The sequence below is a fragment of the Duganella levis genome (genome assembly GCF_009857605.1).
GTDB classification, from domain to species: domain Bacteria; phylum Pseudomonadota; class Gammaproteobacteria; order Burkholderiales; family Burkholderiaceae_D; genus Rugamonas; species Rugamonas levis.
The window spans coordinates 16,228-33,577 of the sequence record NZ_WWCT01000027.1 but is presented as its reverse complement, the minus strand read 5'-3'; the positions used below and the strand labels follow the sequence as shown (position 1 = coordinate 33,577).

The 17,350-nt window shown below is 62.0% G+C and carries 20 protein-coding genes; 15 read left to right on the top strand and 5 right to left on the bottom strand.

Annotation, left to right across the window (positions count from 1 at the left end; all coding sequences use genetic code 11):
- Positions 1-3: 3 nt before the first annotated feature.
- A complete protein-coding gene (locus tag GTP69_RS25890; RefSeq protein ID WP_161057580.1) occupies positions 4-783 on the bottom strand; it encodes an ABC transporter ATP-binding protein in 780 nt (259 codons plus the stop codon).
- Between the two features lie 113 nt (positions 784-896).
- On the opposite strand from GTP69_RS25890, the gene GTP69_RS25885 reads away from it, so the two are divergent.
- The 3 genes from GTP69_RS25885 to cysS all read left to right on the top strand — a co-directional run bounded on the left by GTP69_RS25885 (position 897) and on the right by cysS (position 3,545).
- Entirely contained in the window at positions 897-1,331 is a 435-nt protein-coding gene (locus tag GTP69_RS25885; RefSeq protein ID WP_161057579.1) for a hypothetical protein, read from the top strand.
- A 50-nt stretch (positions 1,332-1,381) separates the two neighbouring features.
- The gene (gene coq7, locus GTP69_RS25880; protein ID WP_161057578.1) at positions 1,382-2,023 is read left to right on the top strand and encodes a 2-polyprenyl-3-methyl-6-methoxy-1,4-benzoquinone monooxygenase; all 642 of its coding nucleotides are present in this window, start codon (positions 1,382-1,384) and stop codon (positions 2,021-2,023) included.
- Between the two features lie 151 nt (positions 2,024-2,174).
- Positions 2,175-3,545, top strand: coding sequence for a cysteine--tRNA ligase (gene cysS / locus GTP69_RS25875; protein ID WP_161057577.1), 1,371 nt, complete (start codon positions 2,175-2,177; stop codon positions 3,543-3,545).
- On the opposite strand, the gene GTP69_RS25870 is transcribed toward cysS, so the two are convergent.
- A complete protein-coding gene (locus GTP69_RS25870) occupies positions 3,542-3,967 on the bottom strand; it encodes an OsmC family protein (RefSeq protein ID WP_161057576.1) in 426 nt (141 codons plus the stop codon). The two genes, cysS and GTP69_RS25870, sit on opposite strands and share 4 nt — an antisense overlap.
- A 222-nt stretch (positions 3,968-4,189) precedes the next feature.
- On the opposite strand from GTP69_RS25870, the gene rplM reads away from it, so the two are divergent.
- From rplM to erpA, 4 genes are all read left to right on the top strand, one after another.
- The gene (rplM, locus tag GTP69_RS25865; protein ID WP_056157909.1) at positions 4,190-4,618 is read left to right on the top strand and encodes a 50S ribosomal protein L13; all 429 of its coding nucleotides are present in this window, start codon (positions 4,190-4,192) and stop codon (positions 4,616-4,618) included.
- A gap of 9 nt (positions 4,619-4,627) precedes the next feature.
- Positions 4,628-5,020 (top strand): 30S ribosomal protein S9, encoded by a 393-nt coding sequence (gene rpsI / locus GTP69_RS25860; RefSeq protein WP_110847422.1) that lies wholly within the window; start codon positions 4,628-4,630, stop codon positions 5,018-5,020.
- A 150-nt stretch (positions 5,021-5,170) separates the two neighbouring features.
- Positions 5,171-6,208, top strand: a complete 1,038-nt coding sequence (gene argC / locus GTP69_RS25855; RefSeq protein ID WP_161057575.1) for an N-acetyl-gamma-glutamyl-phosphate reductase — start codon at positions 5,171-5,173, stop codon at positions 6,206-6,208.
- An 85-nt stretch (positions 6,209-6,293) separates the two neighbouring features.
- On the top strand, positions 6,294-6,644 hold the full coding sequence (erpA, locus tag GTP69_RS25850; RefSeq protein WP_110847420.1) for an iron-sulfur cluster insertion protein ErpA: 351 nt from the start codon (positions 6,294-6,296) through the stop codon (positions 6,642-6,644).
- Positions 6,645-6,688: 44 nt separating this feature from the next.
- Here erpA and GTP69_RS25845 read toward each other — a convergent pair whose 3' ends face one another.
- Positions 6,689-7,807 (bottom strand): FAD-dependent oxidoreductase, encoded by a 1,119-nt coding sequence (locus tag GTP69_RS25845; protein WP_161057574.1) that lies wholly within the window; start codon positions 7,805-7,807, stop codon positions 6,689-6,691.
- Positions 7,808-7,879: 72 nt separating this feature from the next.
- On the opposite strand from GTP69_RS25845, the gene GTP69_RS25840 reads away from it, so the two are divergent.
- Complete coding sequence (locus tag GTP69_RS25840; protein ID WP_161057573.1) at positions 7,880-8,545, top strand: TetR/AcrR family transcriptional regulator; 666 nt, start codon at positions 7,880-7,882, stop codon at positions 8,543-8,545.
- A 3-nt stretch (positions 8,546-8,548) separates the two neighbouring features.
- Here GTP69_RS25840 and GTP69_RS25835 read toward each other — a convergent pair whose 3' ends face one another.
- Both GTP69_RS25835 and GTP69_RS25830 read right to left on the bottom strand, forming a co-directional pair.
- Positions 8,549-9,646 carry an anhydro-N-acetylmuramic acid kinase gene (locus GTP69_RS25835; RefSeq protein WP_161057572.1) on the bottom strand — a complete coding sequence of 366 codons (1,098 nt, stop codon included), beginning with the start codon at positions 9,644-9,646 and terminating at the stop codon, positions 8,549-8,551.
- A gap of 102 nt (positions 9,647-9,748) precedes the next feature.
- Positions 9,749-11,143 carry a M23 family metallopeptidase gene (locus tag GTP69_RS25830; RefSeq protein WP_161057571.1) on the bottom strand — a complete coding sequence of 465 codons (1,395 nt, stop codon included), beginning with the start codon at positions 11,141-11,143 and terminating at the stop codon, positions 9,749-9,751.
- Between the two features lie 157 nt (positions 11,144-11,300).
- Between GTP69_RS25830 and tyrS the strand changes: the two genes are divergently transcribed.
- The 7 genes from tyrS (at position 11,301) to purH (ending at position 17,298) form a co-directional block, all read left to right on the top strand.
- Positions 11,301-12,554 (top strand): tyrosine--tRNA ligase, encoded by a 1,254-nt coding sequence (gene tyrS, locus GTP69_RS25825; protein ID WP_161057570.1) that lies wholly within the window; start codon positions 11,301-11,303, stop codon positions 12,552-12,554.
- The gene (gene dtd, locus GTP69_RS25820) at positions 12,551-12,997 is read left to right on the top strand and encodes a D-aminoacyl-tRNA deacylase (protein WP_161057569.1); all 447 of its coding nucleotides are present in this window, start codon (positions 12,551-12,553) and stop codon (positions 12,995-12,997) included. Before tyrS ends, dtd begins: the two co-directional genes overlap by 4 nt.
- 3 nt (positions 12,998-13,000) lie before the next feature.
- The gene (locus GTP69_RS25815) at positions 13,001-13,474 is read left to right on the top strand and encodes a YbhB/YbcL family Raf kinase inhibitor-like protein (protein WP_161057568.1); all 474 of its coding nucleotides are present in this window, start codon (positions 13,001-13,003) and stop codon (positions 13,472-13,474) included.
- A gap of 8 nt (positions 13,475-13,482) precedes the next feature.
- On the top strand, positions 13,483-14,133 hold the full coding sequence (locus tag GTP69_RS25810) for a histidine phosphatase family protein (RefSeq protein ID WP_161057567.1): 651 nt from the start codon (positions 13,483-13,485) through the stop codon (positions 14,131-14,133).
- Between the two features lie 120 nt (positions 14,134-14,253).
- On the top strand, positions 14,254-15,270 hold the full coding sequence (gene dusB / locus GTP69_RS25805; protein ID WP_161057566.1) for a tRNA dihydrouridine synthase DusB: 1,017 nt from the start codon (positions 14,254-14,256) through the stop codon (positions 15,268-15,270).
- Positions 15,271-15,380: 110 nt separating this feature from the next.
- The gene (locus tag GTP69_RS25800) at positions 15,381-15,614 is read left to right on the top strand and encodes a helix-turn-helix domain-containing protein (protein ID WP_072788986.1); all 234 of its coding nucleotides are present in this window, start codon (positions 15,381-15,383) and stop codon (positions 15,612-15,614) included.
- A gap of 97 nt (positions 15,615-15,711) precedes the next feature.
- Entirely contained in the window at positions 15,712-17,298 is a 1,587-nt protein-coding gene (gene purH, locus GTP69_RS25795) for a bifunctional phosphoribosylaminoimidazolecarboxamide formyltransferase/IMP cyclohydrolase (protein ID WP_161057565.1), read from the top strand.
- Positions 17,299-17,350 lie beyond the last annotated feature (52 nt).

The window sequence follows — 17,350 nt, the reverse complement described above, 5'->3', positions numbered from 1 at the left end:
GGCTCAGGCTCCCTGGTTGACGACGCCGACAAAGGCATCGTACAGATCGGCGCTGCCGCCTTGCTGACGCAGCTCGTCCATGCTGCCGTGGAAGGCGGTCTGGCCATGGTTGATGATGCATACCCGGTCGCACAGCTTGTCCACTTCGTGCAGCTGGTGGGTGGAGAAAATCAGCGGGACGCGCAGCGCCTTGTAGCTGGCGATAAAATCCAGCAGGATCTTGGCCGACATCACGTCCAGTCCGGTGGTCGGTTCGTCGAGGATGACGATCTGCGGCTCGTGCACCACGGTGCGGGCGATGGCGCATTTCTGTTTCATCCCGGTGGACAGCTGGTCGGCCCGCTTGTTGCCGAACTCGTGCATTTGCAGCAGCTCGAACAGGTGGTCGCAGCGGCGCTTCAGGTGGGCCGGGCTCATGCCGTGCAGGCGGCCGAAGTATTCGACGTTTTCGCGCGCGGTCAGGCGGCCGTACAGGCCGGTCGAGCCGGACAGGAAGCCGATGTGCTGGCGCGCCGCCAGCGGATCGGCCAGCAGGTCGATGCCGTTGGCGTGGATGCTGCCGCCGTCCGGCTTGAGCGCGCTCGACAGCATGCGCAGCGTGGTGGTCTTGCCGGCGCCGTTCGGTCCGAGCAGGCCCAGCACCTCGCCCGGCGCGCAGCGGAAGCTAACGTCGCGCACCGCGTGGAACCAGCCGTCGTGATCACGCGGATCGCGCGCGGCCTGTGACTTGCTGCCGCGTGACGGCAGGCGAAAGCGTTTGGCCAGGTTGCTTACCTCGATCATCGGACTTGTCCCAGGATTGAAAAGTTTCAAGAGTAGCATGTAAAAATTCTGGCACGCAAGCTACTGATTGTAGAAAACTCTTGCTATAGTCGCACACAGGAGCGGAGCGAAAAATGAGTCCTCAACTGAAGGAAAAAATCCTGGCGGTGATGCAGTACGGCGTCGACCGCGACGAGTCCACCGGTTTCTTCCGCGTGGCGCTGGGCCTGTATTACCTGGCCGGCCTGATGACCAAGGAAACGCTGGACTTCGCCGAACTCGATGCCGATTTCAACCGCTTCATCTACCACGCCATCGGCCGCGGTCACAGCATCACCAGCGTGCTGCAATACATGAGCGGCGAGAAAGTGGTGCGGGTGGTCGAGTCCAAGCGCTTCCTGAAAGCCTTTGCCGAGCATTGCGATGAGGTGCCGGTAGAAAATATTCCCTTCCTGCTGGGGCTGAACCTGGGCGTGGCCAAGGACATCTCGAAGATCGACGTGCGCGGGCCGGTGGCCGACTACATCGAGCGCCAGCGTCAGCTGCGTGAGGCGACAGACGCAAAATAACGGGGGGCTCCCTTATAATGGGATTTTCCATCGAAGACACGAGTTCGTTTATGGCCGCCTATCACCACAATCCCCTGGACCGATTCATTGCCGGCGCCGACAAGGCGCTGCGCGTCATTGCCGGCGTTGCCTCGGCATCGCGACCGAACCCGGCAGCGCGCGCGGCGGATGCGGAAATGAGCGAGGCCGAACGCCGCCATGCGGCCGGCCTGATGCGCGTCAACCACGTCGGCGAAGTGTGCGCGCAGGCGCTGTACAACGCCCAGGCGCGCTTTGCCCGTACCGAGGCGATCCGCGAACAGTTCGAACATTCCAGCCGCGAGGAAGAAGACCATCTGGCCTGGACCGCGCAGCGGCTGGGCGAGCTGAATTCGCACATCAGCGTGCTCAATCCGCTGTTCTACGGCGGCGCCTACGCGCTGGGCACGGTGGCGGCGGTGCTGGGCGATGCGCGCAGCCTGGGCTTTGTGGTGGAAACCGAACGCCAGGTGGAAGCGCACTTGGCCAGCCATCTGGATAAATTGCCGCCCCAGGACGCCAAGTCGCGAGCGATCGTCGACCAGATGCGCCTTGACGAAATCGAACACGGTGCAGCTGCACAGCGTCTCGGCGCGGTCAATGTGCCGGCGCCGGTGCAGGGCGTGATGTCGGTGATGGGCAAGGTGATGACCACCACCGCTTACTACGTTTGATGCTAATATCGCAGCATGATCAAGCAACCATCCCCATTCGGAGCGTGTTCCCGCAGGCCATAGAAGCCTGCTGATCGTATTTACACATCTACAGTTTTCTAAAGGCCACAGCGAGTTTGCTCCTGTGGCCTTTTTCTTTTTTGGAGCGGCCATGGAGTTGATGTTCTACGATACTTACGAGCGGCGCTTGCGTCCCTTCGATCCTTTGCAAGCCGGCGCGGCGGGCCTGTACGCCTGCGGCCCGACGGTCTACGACTACGCCCACATCGGCAACCTGCGCACCTATCTGTTCGGCGACCTGCTGCGGCGCGTGCTGGCGCTGAACGGCTATGCGGTCAACCACGTGATTTGCGTGACCGACGTCGGCCACCTGACCTCGGACGCCGATACCGGCGAGGACAAGATGGAGAAGGGCAGCCGCCGCACCAGCCAGTCGGCGTGGGAGATTGCCGCGTTTTACACGCGCGCGTTCCAGCAGGACATCGCCGCGCTGCACATCCTGGCGCCGGCCGTGTGGGCGCGCGCGACCGAGCACATTCAGGAACAGATCGACTTCATCGCCGACATCGAGCGCAACGGCTTTACCTACCGCACCGCCGACGGCATTTATTTCGACACGCAAAAGCTGGAGCGATACGGCCACCTGGCGCGGCTGGATATCGGCGGGCTGCAATCGGGCCACCGCGTCGACCTGCGCGACAAGCGCGCCGCCACCGATTTCGCGCTGTGGAAATTCAGCGGCGAACAGCAGCGCCAGATGGAATGGGACAGCCCGTGGGGACGCGGCTTCCCCGGCTGGCACATCGAATGCTCGGCGATGTCGACCAAGTATCTCGGCGCGCTGTTCGACATCCACATCGGCGGCGAGGACCACATCCCGGTCCACCACAGCAACGAAATCGCCCAGCACGAGGCTTGCCACGCCCATCCGCCGGCGCGCTACTGGCTGCACGGCGCCTTCCTGAATGTGGACGGCGGCGACAAGATGTCGAAATCGGCCGGCGAATTCCTGCGGCTGGCCACGCTGGTGGAGCGCGGCTTCGATCCGCTGGCGTATCGCTACCTGGTGCTGTCGGCGCACTACCGCTCGCCGCTGACGTTTTCATGGATGGCGCTGGACGCAGCCCAAACCGCGCTCGGCCGCCTGCGCCTGGCCTGCCGCCGCTTGCCGGAAGGCGGCCAACCGGACGCCGGCTACCAGCAAGCGATGCAGGCCGAACTGAATCAAGACCTGAACACGCCACGCACGCTGGCCTTGCTGTGGGAGCTGCTGAAATCCGACCTGCCAGCCGCAACGCAAAAAGCCACGCTGCGCTGGCTGGATCAGGTACTGGGCTTAGGGCTGGCGGAGTGGACGCCGGCAGTGCTGGAAGTGCCGGACGCAGTGCAGGCCTTGGTCACCGCCCGCGATCAGGCTCGCCAGGAAAAACGCTGGGCCGACGCCGACACGCTGCGCCAGGCGATCGAATCCGCCGGCTTCACCGTGCGCGACACGCCAGCCGGCACCAGCGTGCAGCGTTAGGCGACTTCGACGATCTCGAACGAGTGGGTGATTTCGGCGGTCTTGCCCAGCATGATGGAAGCCGAGCAGTATTTGTCGTGCGACAGCGTGATGGCGCGTTCGACCTGCTCGGGTTTCAGTCCCTTGCCGGTGACGATGAAGTGGAAGTTGATCTTGGTGAACACCTTCGGCTCGGTGTCGGCGCGGTCGGCTTTCAGCACGCATTCGCAGCCGCGGATGTCGGAGCGGCCTTTTTTCAGGATCAGCACCACATCATAGGCGGTGCAGCCGCCGGTGCCGAGCAGCACCATTTCCATCGGCCGCGGCGCCAGGTTGTGGCCGCCGCCTTCGGGCGCGCCGTCCATCGTGACCAGGTGGCCGGAGCCGGTCTGGGCCAGGAAACTCATGCCCGACGGGCCATTCCAGCTAACTTTGCATTCCATTGCATTCTCCGTAAGAAAAACTTTGTCCCCATTGTAATGGAGCGCGCAAACCCTGTGTTTGTGCGGCTTGCGCCGTCGATGGGGCTTGACGGCCGACCCCACAAGCGGTTATAGTTGTCGGCTTTCCATTCGCTCAGGAAAGTAAATAAAAAGGCCGAGTCCGCTGAAGCAATAGCGGAACCACCATATGAGCGGTAATTTCTATATACAGAAAGTCATCACATGAAAACTTTTTCCGCTAAAGGACATGAAGTCCAGCGCGACTGGTTCGTGATTGACGCGACGGACAAAGTCCTCGGACGTGTTGCCAGCGAAGTGGCACTCCGACTGCGCGGCAAGCACAAACCTGAGTTCACCCCTCACGTCGATACCGGCGATTTCATCGTCATCATCAACGCAGGCAAACTGCGCGTGACCGGCACCAAAGCAACCGAGAAGACCTACTACCGTCACTCGGGCTACCCAGGTGGCATCTACGAGACCAACTTCCTGAAAATGCAACAGCGTTTCCCAGGTCGCGCTCTGGAAAAAGCCGTCAAGGGCATGCTGCCAAAAGGCCCACTGGGCTACGCAATGATCAAGAAGCTGAAAGTGTACGCCGAAGGTTCGCACCCGCACGCTGCCCAGCAACCTAAAGCACTCGAAATCTAAGGAACTGACATGATCGGTAACTACAACTACGGCACCGGCCGTCGCAAGAGTGCAGTGGCTCGCGTTTTCATCAAAACGGGCACTGGCCAAATCATCGTTAACGGCAAGCCAGCAGCGGAATACTTCTCGCGCGAAACCGGCCTGATGGTTATTCGTCAACCTCTGGAACTGACCGGCAACGTTGAGCGCTTTGACATCAAAGTCAACGTGCACGGCGGCGGCGAGTCCGGCCAGGCAGGTGCAGTGCGCCACGGTATCACCCGCGCCCTGATCGACTACGATGCAACGCTGAAGGGCGATCTGGCACGCGCCGGCTTCGTTACCCGCGATGCACGTGAAGTTGAACGTAAAAAAGTTGGTCTGCGCAAAGCACGTCGCGCAAAACAATTCTCGAAGCGTTAATTTTTACGCTCTGGTGCGCTGCTTGCGGCGCATCACCGAAAAAGCCGCCGGCCTTGTGTCGGGCGGCTTTTTTTCCATCTGGGCTACTGTCATACGGTGGTAGCCGTTGCCTGATAAAATGGCACCTCACACTTAATTTAAGGAAGAACAATGATCAAAGTTGGCATCGTCGGCGGCACCGGATACACCGGGGTAGAACTGCTGCGTTTGTTGGCAGTCCACCCGGATGTGGAACTGACGGCAATCACCTCGCGCAAAGAGGACGGCTTGCCAGTCGCTGATATGTTCCCATCGTTGCGCGGCCGCGTGAACCTCAAATTCTCGTCGCCGGAAAACGCCGACCTGACCAAGTGCGACGTGGTGTTCTTCGCCACCCCGCACGGCGTCGCCATGGCCCAGGCGCCGGCGCTGCTGAAAGCCGGCGTCAAGGTGATCGACCTGGCGGCCGACTTCCGCATCCAGGAAAAGGCCGTGTTTGAAAAATGGTACAAGATCGAGCACACCTGCCCGGACCTGCTGGAACACGCAGCCTACGGCTTGGCCGAACTGAACCGCGAAGACATCAAAAAAGCCAACCTGGTCGCCAATCCAGGCTGCTACCCGACTACCATGCAGCTGGGCTACTACCCGCTGCTGAAGAACGGTCTGGTCGATGCCGGCTCGCTGATCGCCGACTGCAAGTCGGGCGTGTCGGGCGCCGGCCGCAAGGCGGAAATCGGCACCCTGTTCTCGGAATCGTCGGACAACTTCAAGGCCTACGGCGTGGCTGGCCATCGCCACACGCCGGAAACCTCGGCCCAGCTGCAACGTTTCACCTCGGACAAGGTCAGCCTGATCTTCACGCCGCACTTGGTGCCGATGATCCGCGGCATGCACTCGACGCTGTACGCGCGCCTGACCAAGGACATCAGTAACGAAGACTTGCAGAAACTGTTTGAAGACCAATATAAGGACAGCGCCTTCGTCGACGTGATGCCGTTCGGCTCGCATCCTGAAACCCGCTCGACCCGTGGCTCGAACATGCTGCGTCTGGCCTTGCACCGTCCGGACAACGGCAACACCGTGATCGTGCTGGTGGTGCAGGACAATCTGGTCAAGGGCGCGTCCGGCCAGGCGGTGCAGTGTATGAACCTGATGTTCGGTCTGGAAGAGACCACCGGCTTGATGCAGATTGCCCTGTTGCCTTAAAACCCGCTGTTTTTGCGGGGTCCGCAGCAGAACTTATCTTCAGGGTCTATAATGGCCCCTAATTGTTTTCTCGTAGGAGTTAGAAATGAACGCTGTTGCCGAAATGCCAGCACCTATCGTTTTCACCGATAGCGCTGCTGATAAGGTCGCCCAATTGATCGAAGAGGAAGGCAATCCCGACTTGAAACTGCGCGTATTCGTGCAGGGCGGCGGCTGCTCCGGTTTCCAGTACGGCTTCACCTTCGATGAAATTGTGAATGAAGATGACACCACCATGGTCAAGAACGGCGTCCAGCTGTTGATCGATTCGATGAGCTACCAGTACCTGGTCGGTGCGGAAATCGATTACAAGGATGACCTGGAAGGCGCGCAGTTCGTCATCAAAAACCCGAGCGCTACCTCGACCTGCGGTTGCGGTTCGTCGTTCTCGGTATAAGTTTTAGCTTTACCCGCCAAAAGGCAGCCTGCGGGCTGCCTTTTTTATTGGCTGAACATCTTGACCAGGCTGTGCGGGGCGTCGGAGCCGTAGAGGATCTCGTGCAGGTCGGCCGCTTCGGCGGCGGCTTGGGCGCTGCGGGGGAAGAGCGCTTGCTCGTAGGCGGTTAAGGCTGTTTCGAGGTTGCCGGCGTGGGTGGCGATAGACTGGGCCAGTTCGGCGCCGTCCAGCATGGCGAGGTTGGCGCCTTCGCCGGACGGGGCCATCAGGTGGGCGGCGTCGCCGACCAGGGTGACGCCGGGCACGCGCTGCCAGCGGTGGTCGGCTGGCAGTTCGCGGATCACGCGCAGCACTGGTGGCGTGTCGCTGTCGGTGATCAGCGCGGTCAATGCCGGCGCCCAGCCGTCGAATTCGGCGGCGATGTGGGCGGCGGCTGTGGCTGGGTCGGCGCAGGCGTCTTCCAGCCATGTCTCGGGTTTGTTGAGCGCGATATAGGCGTGCAGGACGCCGTCCGGCTCGCGGTGCGCGAGGATGCCTTTGCCTGGCGCGACGGCAAACAGCGCGCCATCGCCGACCGCCGCTGCGCTGGCTGGGTGGTGGCGGTCGCTGTCGCGCAGCCAGGTCTCGATCAGCGAGATACCGGCGTAGGCCGGTTTGGCATCCGACAGCAGCGGGCGGACCTTGGACCAAGCGCCGTCCGCGCCCACCAGCAGGCCGCAGTTCACCAGCGTGCCGTCGGCAAACGTCAGCTGATGGCGGCCGTCACCGAGCGGCGTTACCTGTGTCAGCTTGCGCCCCCACTGTACCGCGCCGGGCGGCAGCGATTCCAGCAGAATGCGGCGCAGTTCGCCGCGCTGCACTTCCGGCCGGCCGCCGCTGCCGTCGTCCAATTGCTCAAATAATACCGCACCGTCGTGGCCCAGCACGCGCGTGGCTTGCCCGCCGGGATGGATCAGCGCCTGGAATTCCTCAAACAGCCCGGCCGCCTTGATGGCCAGCTGGCCGTTGAAATCGTGAATGTCGAGCATGCCGCCTTGCGACCGCGCCTGGGCCGAGGCTTCTGCTTCGTAGATGGTCGCGGCGATGCCGTGAACGTGCAGTACGCGGGCCAGCGTTAATCCGCCGAGGCCGGCGCCGATGATGGCGATAGAGGTATTTGTCATATTTATTCGATAATGGAACGTCGTTCCATAAGGATTTTGCGGCAGTCAGCCAGATATGTCAAGATAGCGGCCATGGCAAAAAACACCCCCCGCCGCGAAGAGGCGTTGACGCGCGAGCGCATTATTGAAGCATCGATCAGTCTGCTGGACAGCCGTGGCGAAAGCGGCCTGACGTTCCGCGCGCTGGCCGAGGAGTTGTCCACCGGCGCCGGCGCGATCTACTGGCACGTCGCCAACAAGAACGATTTGCTGACCGCCGCCTGCGATGCGCTGGTCGCCCGCACGCTGAACCTGCCGGTGGCTGAGGCAGCGCCGCAGGACGTCATCCGCGCCGTGGCGCTCGGCATGTTCGACGCGATCGACGCCCATCCGTGGATCGGTTCGGCGCTGGCGCGCGCGCCGTGGCAGTCGCCGATCGTGCGTTTGCTGGAGCGTCTGGGCCAGCAGGTAAGGGCGATGGGCATGGCGCCGGCTGGGCAGTTTACGGCCGTGTCGGCGCTGCTGAGTTACATACTCGGTGTCAGCGGGCAGAACGCGGCCAACGCGCAAATCGGCAAGGAGCTGGGAGGCGACCGCGATGCGATTCTGGCGCAGGTGGCTGGTGCGTGGTCGGCGCTGGATGCCGATGCTTATCCGTTCACGCGCAGCATCGCGGCGCAGTTCCGCGAGCACGACGACCGTGCCGATTTCCTCGCCGGCATCGACCTGATCCTGCGTGGTATTGCCTTACCCGGCTAAGGCCTAGCGCGGGTAGAGTGCGCCCAGCACGCGTTCGCCCTTGGCGCCGGTAACGGCCGGCAGGTTGCCGGCCAGCCGCTCGTTGAAGCGGTAGCCCAACCACGCAAACGCCAGCGCTTCGACGCAGTTGGGCGCCACGCCCAGCGCCTGCGTCGACGCCACCATCACCTGATTGCCCAACGCCGCCCCCAGCGCCTGCATCAGCACGCTGTTGTAGGCGCCGCCGCCGCAGATATAGACCGCATCCGCGCCGCCGCCATAAGCCTTGATGGCGTCCGCCAGCGTGACGGCCGTGTATTCAGTCAGCGTGCGCTGCACGTCTTCCGGCGCGGCCGCCGTGTGCGCTGCCAGGCGCGCATCCAGCCATGCCAGATGGAACAGCTCGCGGCCGGTGCTTTTCGGCGCCGGACGGGACAGGTACGGTTCCTTCAGCAGTTCGTCCAGCAAGGCCGGCACGACCTTGCCGCTGGCCGCCCACGCGCCGTCGGCATCGTATTCCTGGCGGCGATGGCGATGAATCCAGCCATCCATCAGCACATTGCCGGGACCGGTATCGAAGCCGACCACGCGGCCATCGCCGCTCAGCACGCTGATATTGGAAATGCCGCCGATATTCGCCACCACGCGCGGCTGGCCTTCCTTGCCGAACAAGGCCTGGTGGAAGGCCGGCACCAGTGGCGCGCCCTGGCCGCCGGCGGCGACGTCGCGGCTGCGGAAATCCGCAATCACGTCGATGCCGCACAGCTCGGCCAGCAGGGCAGGGTTGTTGGTCTGGCGCGTAAAGCCCAGCTCGGGACGATGGCGGATGGTCTGGCCATGCACCGCCACCGCGCGCACGTCCTGCGGCGCGCGGCCCGAGACGCGCAGCAGCTCGGCCACGCATTGGGCGTAATACTGCGCCAGCTGGTTGGCGGCCATCGCCTCGCGTTCGATCTCGTTGTCGCCGCTGGCTTGCAGCGCCATCAGCTCGGCCCGCAGCAAGGGTGGGAAGGCGATGTAGGCCGCCGCCACAGTGGTGGTGGCATCGCCTTCAAACTGCGCCAGCGCGCCGTCCACGCCATCCAGGCTGGTGCCCGACATTAAACCGATATACAACGTCATTACCTGCCTCGCGATCTGTGTGGTATAGCGCACGGAAGAAACGTGCTCAACAGCGCATGATAATAAAAAAACAGGCCGCTAGGCGGCCTGTTTCAGAAAAGCTTATTTGGAGGCGACTGACGCCATGCGAGTACCGCCGCCTGATCCGGCCGGGCGCAGCAGTGCGAAGCGGTGCATCATGTCGTTGGAGTAGACTTTGAAGCGGCTCATTTCGGACGCCGTCAGCGGCGCCTGGGCCTGCACGTTCATCTTGCCCGGGTCTTTGGCTTCGCCAGCGACGCGGAATTCGTAGTGCAGGTGAGCGCCGGTCGACCAGCCGGTGGTGCCGACGTAGCCGATGATGTCGCCCTGGCTGACGCGCGCGCCTTTTTTCAGGCCAGGTGCAAAGCGGCTCATGTGGGCGTAGGCGGTGGTGTAGTTGCTCCAGTGCTTGAGCACGACGAAATTGCCGTAGCCGTTCTGGGTGCCGGCGAAATCGACCACGCCGTCGCCTGCTGCGCGGATCGGGGTGCCAGTCGGCGCCGGGAAGTCGATGCCTTTGTGCTGTTTCCATTGGCCGGACAGCGGATGTACGCGCATCGCGAAACCGGACGAAATACGCGAGAATTCCACTGGCGATTTCAGGAACGCTTTTTTCAGGGATTTGCCGTCGTAGCTGTAGTAACCGCCGCCTTGCTTGCTTTGCGGATCTTCAAACCACACCGATTGATAGGTCGTGCCTTTATTGGTCAGTTCGCCCGCCAGCACCCGGCCGGCGCGTACGAACTCGCCATCCTGCCAGAACGTCTCGTACACCACGTTAAAGCTGTCGCCGCGCTTCAGATCGCCGCGGAAGTCGACGTTGGTCGAGAACATCTCAATGATTTGCTTGACGATATTGTCCGGCAGCTTGGCGCCGTCTTCGCTGGAGTCGGTTGCCGCGTACAGGGTCGAGGTAATGTTACGCGCGTGCATTTCGACGCGGCGTTCCAGCTTGGCTGGCTCGGCGCTGGCAACGAAGCCGTTGCCCTGGCGGGTGATCTTGATGTTGGTGACGGGATCGTCTTTGCCGTCGACCACGGTGGCGCGCAGCCACTGCAGGTTGCCCTCGTCGTCGGTCTGCGCTTGTACGCGCTTGCCGGTCTTGAGCTGCATCACGCCTTTCGCAACCTTATCTTTTTTGATAAAGTTCTCGGCCGCATCGTCGTCCACGCCCAGGCGCGTCAACAAGGTGGCCAGCGTGTCGCCGGCGCGAATTTTCTCTTCGTGCACGAAGTGCGCGTTAGAAGACTGTTGTTCCAGGCTATTGATCTGCGCGCTCAGGTCCGGAACCACAACCGCTTCCTGGACAGTTTTCACGGGCAGATCCGATGCGTCAGGCGCAAGCGGCGCTACGCCTGCCGCACCAAAAGCACATACTGCAAGAAACAATGCAGACGCGCTGATGATGCGCGCCTTGCGCGTAGAACCTAGCAGACTGAACAAGCGTGAGCTTGTGAATTTATGTATTTGGTTCATGCAATCAGTTAAAATTTGCCGCTTGAACTATTCAGGAACGTTTTATTTCTTCTAATTATCTATTTTGTTCGTTTTCGTGCGGCAAGATTGATGGATCGGGGATTATAACAAACTCCTGCGCCTGACTACCTTTTTCTGAAAAAACCGTAAAAAAATCATGACTACTTCTTCTTCGATACCGTCGGCTCCCTCTAAAGCGTTGCCTTTGACTGACAACGTACTGGAGGCGCTCGCCATCACCAAACGCGGTGTCGACGAGTTGCTGATTGAAAGTGAGTTCGCCCAAAAGCTGGCGCGCTCCGAACAAAGTGGTGTGCCGCTGCGCATCAAGCTGGGCCTGGATCCAACCGCGCCCGACCTGCATCTGGGCCACACCGTGGTGCTGAACAAAATGCGCCAGCTGCAAGACCTCGGCCATCAGGTCATCTTCCTGATCGGCGACTTCACCTCGATGATCGGCGACCCGTCCGGCCGCAACGCCACCCGTCCGCCGCTGACCAAGGAGCAGGTCGAGCAAAACGCGATGACTTACTTTAAGCAAGCCTCGCTGGTGCTGGACCCGGCCAAGACCGAAATCCGCTACAACTCCGAATGGTGCGACCCGCTGGGCGCGCGCGGCATGATCCAGCTGGCCTCGCGCTATACGGTGGCGCGCATGATGGAGCGCGACGATTTCACCAAACGCTTTAAAAATGGCACACCGATTGCCGTGCACGAATTCCTGTACCCGCTGATGCAAGGCTACGACTCGGTGGCGCTGAAGTCCGACCTGGAACTGGGCGGCACAGACCAGAAGTTCAACCTGCTGGTCGGCCGCGAACTGCAAAAGGACTACGGTCAGGAGCCTCAATGTATTTTGACCATGCCTCTGCTGGAAGGTTTGGACGGCGTTGAAAAAATGTCGAAGTCGAAGAACAACTACATCGGCATCACCGAGCCGGGTAACACCATGTTCGCCAAGATCATGAGCATCTCCGACGAAATGATGTGGAAATACTTCAATCTGCTGTCGTTCCGCTCGATCGCCGATGTGGCTGCATTGAAGGCGGCCGTGGCCGCCGGCGGCAACCCGCGCGACGCCAAAGTCGCCATCGCGCAAGAAATCGTCGCGCGCTTCCACTCGCAGCAGGCCGCCGAAGATGCGCTGGCCGACTTCGTCAACCGCTCGAAAGGCGGCATCCCGGACGACATTCCGGAAGTGGCGCTGGGCGGCGCGCCGCTGGGCGTGGCGCAGTTGCTGAAGCAGGCCAACCTGTGTGCGTCGACCTCCGAAGCGATGCGCATGGTCGAGCAGGGCGGCGTGCGGGTCGACGGCACCGTCATCAGCGACAAAGCCTTGCAACTGGAAGCCGGCACCTTCGTGCTGCAAGTCGGCAAGCGCAAGTTTGCGCGCGTGACCTTGTCGGCATGATCGCGCTGCTGCAACGCGTCAGCAGCGCCAGCGTGGTGGTCGATGGCGCAACCATCGGCGCCATCGACGCCGGCTTGCTGGTGCTCGTCTGTGCCGAGCGCAACGACACCGAAAAGGACGCGGACGCCTTGCTGACCAAGCTGCTGGCTTACCGCGTGTTCGGCGACGATGCCGGCAAGATGAACCGCAGCGTGACCGATATCGCCGGCGGTTTGCTGCTGGTGCCGCAATTCACGCTGGCGGCCGACACCAAGTCCGGCACGCGGCCGTCGTTCACGCCGGCGGCGGCGCCGGCCGATGGCCTGCGTCTATTTAGTTACTTTGTCGAACAGGCGCGCCTGAAGCACGCCACGGTGGAAACCGGCCAATTCGGCGCCGACATGAAAGTGTCGCTGACCAACGATGGCCCGGTGACCTTCTGGCTGCAAACCAACGCGAAATAAGCGATGAAGCTTTCCAGCGACAGTTTCCGCAACCGCGCCGCGATGCCGACGGTGCATGCAGCCGAGGGCGGCAACCGCCACCCGCAACTGCGCTGGCGCGACGTGCCGGCCGGCACCGCCTCGTTTGTGGTGCTGTGCCTGGCAGCGGACAGGCCGGACGGCGATTTCTGTCACTGGAGCGTGGTGGATCTGCCGCCGACGCTGTCGTCGCTGGCCGCCGGCGCGCTGTCCGGGGATGCCGATGTCGTGCTGAACGGCGTGCCACTGCGCCAGGGGCTGAGCGACAACGGCCGTGCCGGCTATGACGGTCCCGGGCCGTTGCCGGACGCCGCCCGCCACTATATTTTCCGCATTTACGCGTTGGACGTGCCCCGGCTGGAACTGCCGGCCAGCTTCTCTTGCGCCGACGTGTTGCGCGCCATTTACGGCCATATCATCGACGAAGCGCAGCTGATCGGCGCATATCCCAACAAATAAGCCTACCCATGACTCAAACCACCATTCTGCTGATCCGCCACGGCGAGACGGCCTGGAACGCCGTGCGCCGCCTGCAAGGCCATATCGACATCCCGTTGAACGAGGAGGGCGAACGCCAGGCTGCCGCGCTGGGCCGCGCGCTGGCGGCAGAAAAGCTGGACGCCGTACTCAGCAGCGACTTGCAGCGCGCCATGCAGACCGCCCAGGCGGTGGCCGCGCATCATGCCGGCCTGACGCCGAGCACCGATGCGCAGCTGCGTGAACGCGCATATGGCGTCTTCGAAGGCATGCTGTACCAGGACATCCAGGACGAATACCCGGCCGACTTCCAGCTATGGCAGTCGCGCGATATCGACGCCATGATGCCGCACGGCGACCGCATGGCGGAAAGCTTCCGCCAGTTCTACGACCGCGTGATCGCCGCGCTGCGCGAGGTGGCCGCGCGCCATCCGGGCCAGACGGTGGCGGTGGTGGCGCACGGCGGCGTGTTGGAGTGCGCCTACCGCGAAGCGCGCGGCATCCAGCTCGACAGTCCGCGCGACTTCCAGGTCAAAAACGCCAGCATTAACCGCTTCGACGTCACCGACGGCAAGTTGGTGCTCACTAGCTGGGGCGAGGTGGACCACCTTGCGCCGGCCGCCATGGACGATGTCATTTAGTTCATGCTTCATAACGGCCAGGCTGCACATTTGCCGAATACATAAAAAATAGTGCTTATTATTTGAGCAGGGCTTCGGTTAAAATAGACGGTTCCCTCTCCCGACATTCAGGTATCGTCAGTGCAAATCGGCCCTCATTTACTGCGTAACAACGTTTTTGTCGCTCCCATGGCGGGCGTGACGGATCGTCCTTTCCGCCAGCTGTGCAAAGAGCTGGGCGCGGGCTATGCAGTGTCTGAAATGGCGGCGTCCAATCCGCGCCTGTGGGCGACGGAAAAGAGTTCGCGCCGCACCGACCACACCGGCGAGATGGAGCCGAAGGCGGTGCAGATTGCCGGCGCCGATCCCAAGGACCTGGCCGATTGCGCGCGCTTCAACGTCGAACGCGGCGCGCAGATCATCGATATCAATATGGGCTGCCCGGTCAAAAAGGTCTGCAACGCCTGGTGCGGCTCGGCCCTGTTGCAGGACGAAGAACTGGTCAAGCGCATCGTCGATGCAGTGGTTGGCGCGGTGGACGTGCCGGTCACGCTGAAGTTCCGCACCGGCTGGGACCGCGACAACAAGAACGCGCTGAACATCGCGCGCATCGCCGAGGACGCCGGTATCGCCATGCTGACCTTGCATGGCCGCACCCGCGCCGACGGCTACAAGGGTGACGCCGAGTACGACACCATTGCCGCTGTCAAGAAATCGGTTTCAATCCCGGTGGTGGCGAATGGCGACATCACCTCGCCGGAGAAGGCCAAATTTGTGCTGGACTACACCGGCGCCGACGCCATCATGGTCGGCCGCGCGGCGCAGGGCCGGCCGTGGATTTTCCGCGAGATCGATTATTACCTGCGCACCGGCCAGCATCTGCCGGCGCCACTGGTGGACGAAGTGCGGGCGCTGATGGACGAGCACCTGCGCGGCCATTACGCCTTCTATGGCGACTACCTCGGCGTGCGCACCGCGCGCAAGCACATCGGCTGGTATGTACGCGACCTGCAGGGCGGCGAGGAATTCCGCCAGAAAATGAACCTGCTGGAATCCGTCGACGAACAGTTACTTGCCGTCGACCAATTCTTCGAATCGCAATGGCGGTACGGCGAACGGTTACAATACCGCCTCGCTGAAGATTTGCAGGCCGCCTGAACGGCGGCGAGAGAGTACAAAAAAGTCACATCATCAGAAGGGCAAACGTTTCCAGCCATAAGCCGGACGATTTGCCAGCGTTATAGATTAATTAGCCGAACGACAAGAAAATGAGCAAAGAAAGTATCCAGGAAGTAGTCCAGAAGAGTCTCGAAGAATACTTCGCCGACCTGGGCGAGCAACAGGCTTCGAACATCTACGACATGGTCGTGCTGACCGTTGAGAAACCGATACTGGAAGTGGTCATGACGCGGGCCGACGGCAATCAGTCGCATGCCGCGCAGATGCTGGGCATCAACCGCAACACCTTGCGCAAGAAATTACAGGAACACGGCCTGCTGTAAAGCGCCCGTTCTCGCCGGCATGGAGGTGGCTGGGAACGGCCGCCGCAGTTGTCCTGCCGGTTCGCTACCGAATTTATTAAACCACCTCTTCATTGCCATGATCAAACAAGCTCTCATCTCCGTTTCCGACAAAACCGGTGTGCTGGACTTCGCCCGCGCGCTGTCCGCCATGGGTGTCAACATCCTGTCGACCGGCGGCACCGCCAAACTGCTGGCCGATAACGGCGTGGCCGTGACCGAAGTTGCCGATTACACCGGTTTCCCGGAGATGCTGGACGGCCGCGTCAAGACGCTGCACCCGAAAGTGCACGGCGGCATCCTGGCCCGTCGCGATTTCCCGGACCACGTGGCCAAGCTGGAAGAGCACAGCATTCCGACCATCGACATGGTGGTGGTCAACCTGTACCCGTTCCAGGCCACGGTCGCCAAGGATGACTGCACGCTGGACGACGCCATCGAGAACATCGACATCGGCGGCCCGGCGATGCTGCGTTCCGCCGCCAAGAACCACAAGGACGTGGTGGTGATCTGCGATCCGGCCGACTACGGCGTGGTGCTGGCGGAAATGAAGACCACCGACAACGCCCCAGGCTACGTCAGCTACGAGACCCGCTTCACGCTGGCCACCAAGGTCTACTCGCACACCGCGCAGTACGACGGCGCCATCGCCAACTACCTGATCAGCCTGGACGCGACCCGTGCGCACGGCAGCCGCAGCGCCTATCCAGCCAAGCTGAACGTGGCGTTTGAAAAAGTGCAGGACATGCGCTACGGCGAAAATCCGCACCAGTCGGCGGCGTTCTACCGCGACGTCACCAAGACCGACGGCGCGCTGGCCAACTACAAGCAGCTGCAAGGCAAGGAACTGTCGTTCAACAACATCGCCGACGCGGATGCCGCGTGGGAATGCGTGAAGAGCATGGGCGGTTTCGACCAGTCGGCCGCTTGCGTCATCGTTAAACACGCCAATCCGTGCGGCGTGGCGCTGGGCAGCAATGCTGTTGAGGCTTACAAGCGCGCGCTGCAGACCGATCCGACTTCGGCGTTTGGCGGCATCATCGCCTTCAACGTTGATGTGGACGCGGCCGCCGCGACCGAGCTGGCCAAGCTGTTCGTGGAAGTGCTGATCGCGCCGTCGTTCACCGACGAAGCCAAGCAGATCCTGTCGGCCAAGCAGAATGTGCGTCTGCTGGAAATCCCGCTGGGCAATGGCGTCAACGCCATGGACTTCAAACGCGTCGGCGGCGGCCTGCTGGTGCAGTCGGCGGATTCGAAGAACGTGCTGCTGGCCGACGTCAAAGTGGTCAGCAAGAAGCAGCCTACCCAGCAAGAACTGCAGGACATGATGTTTGCATGGCGTGTGGCGAAATACGTGAAATCGAACGCTATCGTCTTCTGCGGCAATAACATGACGCTGGGCGTGGGCGCTGGCCAGATGAGCCGTATCGACTCGGCCCGCATCGCCTCGATCAAGGCGCAGAATGCTGGCTTGTCGCTGGCTGGTTCGGTGGTGGCGTCGGACGCCTTCTTCCCGTTCCGCGACGGTCTGGATGTGGTGGTTGACGCCGGCGCGACCTGCGTGATCCACCCAGGTGGTTCGATGCGCGACCAGGAAGTGATCGACGCCGCCGACGAGCGCGGCGTGGTGATGGTGTACACGGGTACCCGCCACTTCCGTCATTAATCTGACCTCGGCCCCGGCCTGAAAAGCCCGCATTGCTTGCGGGCTTTTTCTT

Coding starts and splice junctions, on each gene's coding strand:
- dtd (WP_161057569.1), top strand. CDS start 12,551: ATGATCGCGCTGCTGCAACGCGTCAGCAGCGCCAGCGTGGTGGTCGAT.
- GTP69_RS25845 (WP_161057574.1), bottom strand. CDS start 7,807: ATGACAAATACCTCTATCGCCATCATCGGCGCCGGCCTCGGCGGATTA.
- GTP69_RS25890 (WP_161057580.1), bottom strand. CDS start 783: ATGATCGAGGTAAGCAACCTGGCCAAACGCTTTCGCCTGCCGTCACGC.
- GTP69_RS25835 (WP_161057572.1), bottom strand. CDS start 9,646: ATGACGTTGTATATCGGTTTAATGTCGGGCACCAGCCTGGATGGCGTG.
- GTP69_RS25810 (WP_161057567.1), top strand. CDS start 13,483: ATGACTCAAACCACCATTCTGCTGATCCGCCACGGCGAGACGGCCTGG.
- GTP69_RS25800 (WP_072788986.1), top strand. CDS start 15,381: ATGAGCAAAGAAAGTATCCAGGAAGTAGTCCAGAAGAGTCTCGAAGAA.
- coq7 (WP_161057578.1), top strand. CDS start 1,382: ATGGCCGCCTATCACCACAATCCCCTGGACCGATTCATTGCCGGCGCC.
- argC (WP_161057575.1), top strand. CDS start 5,171: ATGATCAAAGTTGGCATCGTCGGCGGCACCGGATACACCGGGGTAGAA.
- GTP69_RS25885 (WP_161057579.1), top strand. CDS start 897: ATGAGTCCTCAACTGAAGGAAAAAATCCTGGCGGTGATGCAGTACGGC.
- GTP69_RS25870 (WP_161057576.1), bottom strand. CDS start 3,967: ATGGAATGCAAAGTTAGCTGGAATGGCCCGTCGGGCATGAGTTTCCTG.
- rpsI (WP_110847422.1), top strand. CDS start 4,628: ATGATCGGTAACTACAACTACGGCACCGGCCGTCGCAAGAGTGCAGTG.
- purH (WP_161057565.1), top strand. CDS start 15,712: ATGATCAAACAAGCTCTCATCTCCGTTTCCGACAAAACCGGTGTGCTG.
- cysS (WP_161057577.1), top strand. CDS start 2,175: ATGGAGTTGATGTTCTACGATACTTACGAGCGGCGCTTGCGTCCCTTC.
- GTP69_RS25830 (WP_161057571.1), bottom strand. CDS start 11,143: ATGAACCAAATACATAAATTCACAAGCTCACGCTTGTTCAGTCTGCTA.
- GTP69_RS25840 (WP_161057573.1), top strand. CDS start 7,880: ATGGCAAAAAACACCCCCCGCCGCGAAGAGGCGTTGACGCGCGAGCGC.
- rplM (WP_056157909.1), top strand. CDS start 4,190: ATGAAAACTTTTTCCGCTAAAGGACATGAAGTCCAGCGCGACTGGTTC.
- erpA (WP_110847420.1), top strand. CDS start 6,294: ATGAACGCTGTTGCCGAAATGCCAGCACCTATCGTTTTCACCGATAGC.
- GTP69_RS25815 (WP_161057568.1), top strand. CDS start 13,001: ATGAAGCTTTCCAGCGACAGTTTCCGCAACCGCGCCGCGATGCCGACG.
- tyrS (WP_161057570.1), top strand. CDS start 11,301: ATGACTACTTCTTCTTCGATACCGTCGGCTCCCTCTAAAGCGTTGCCT.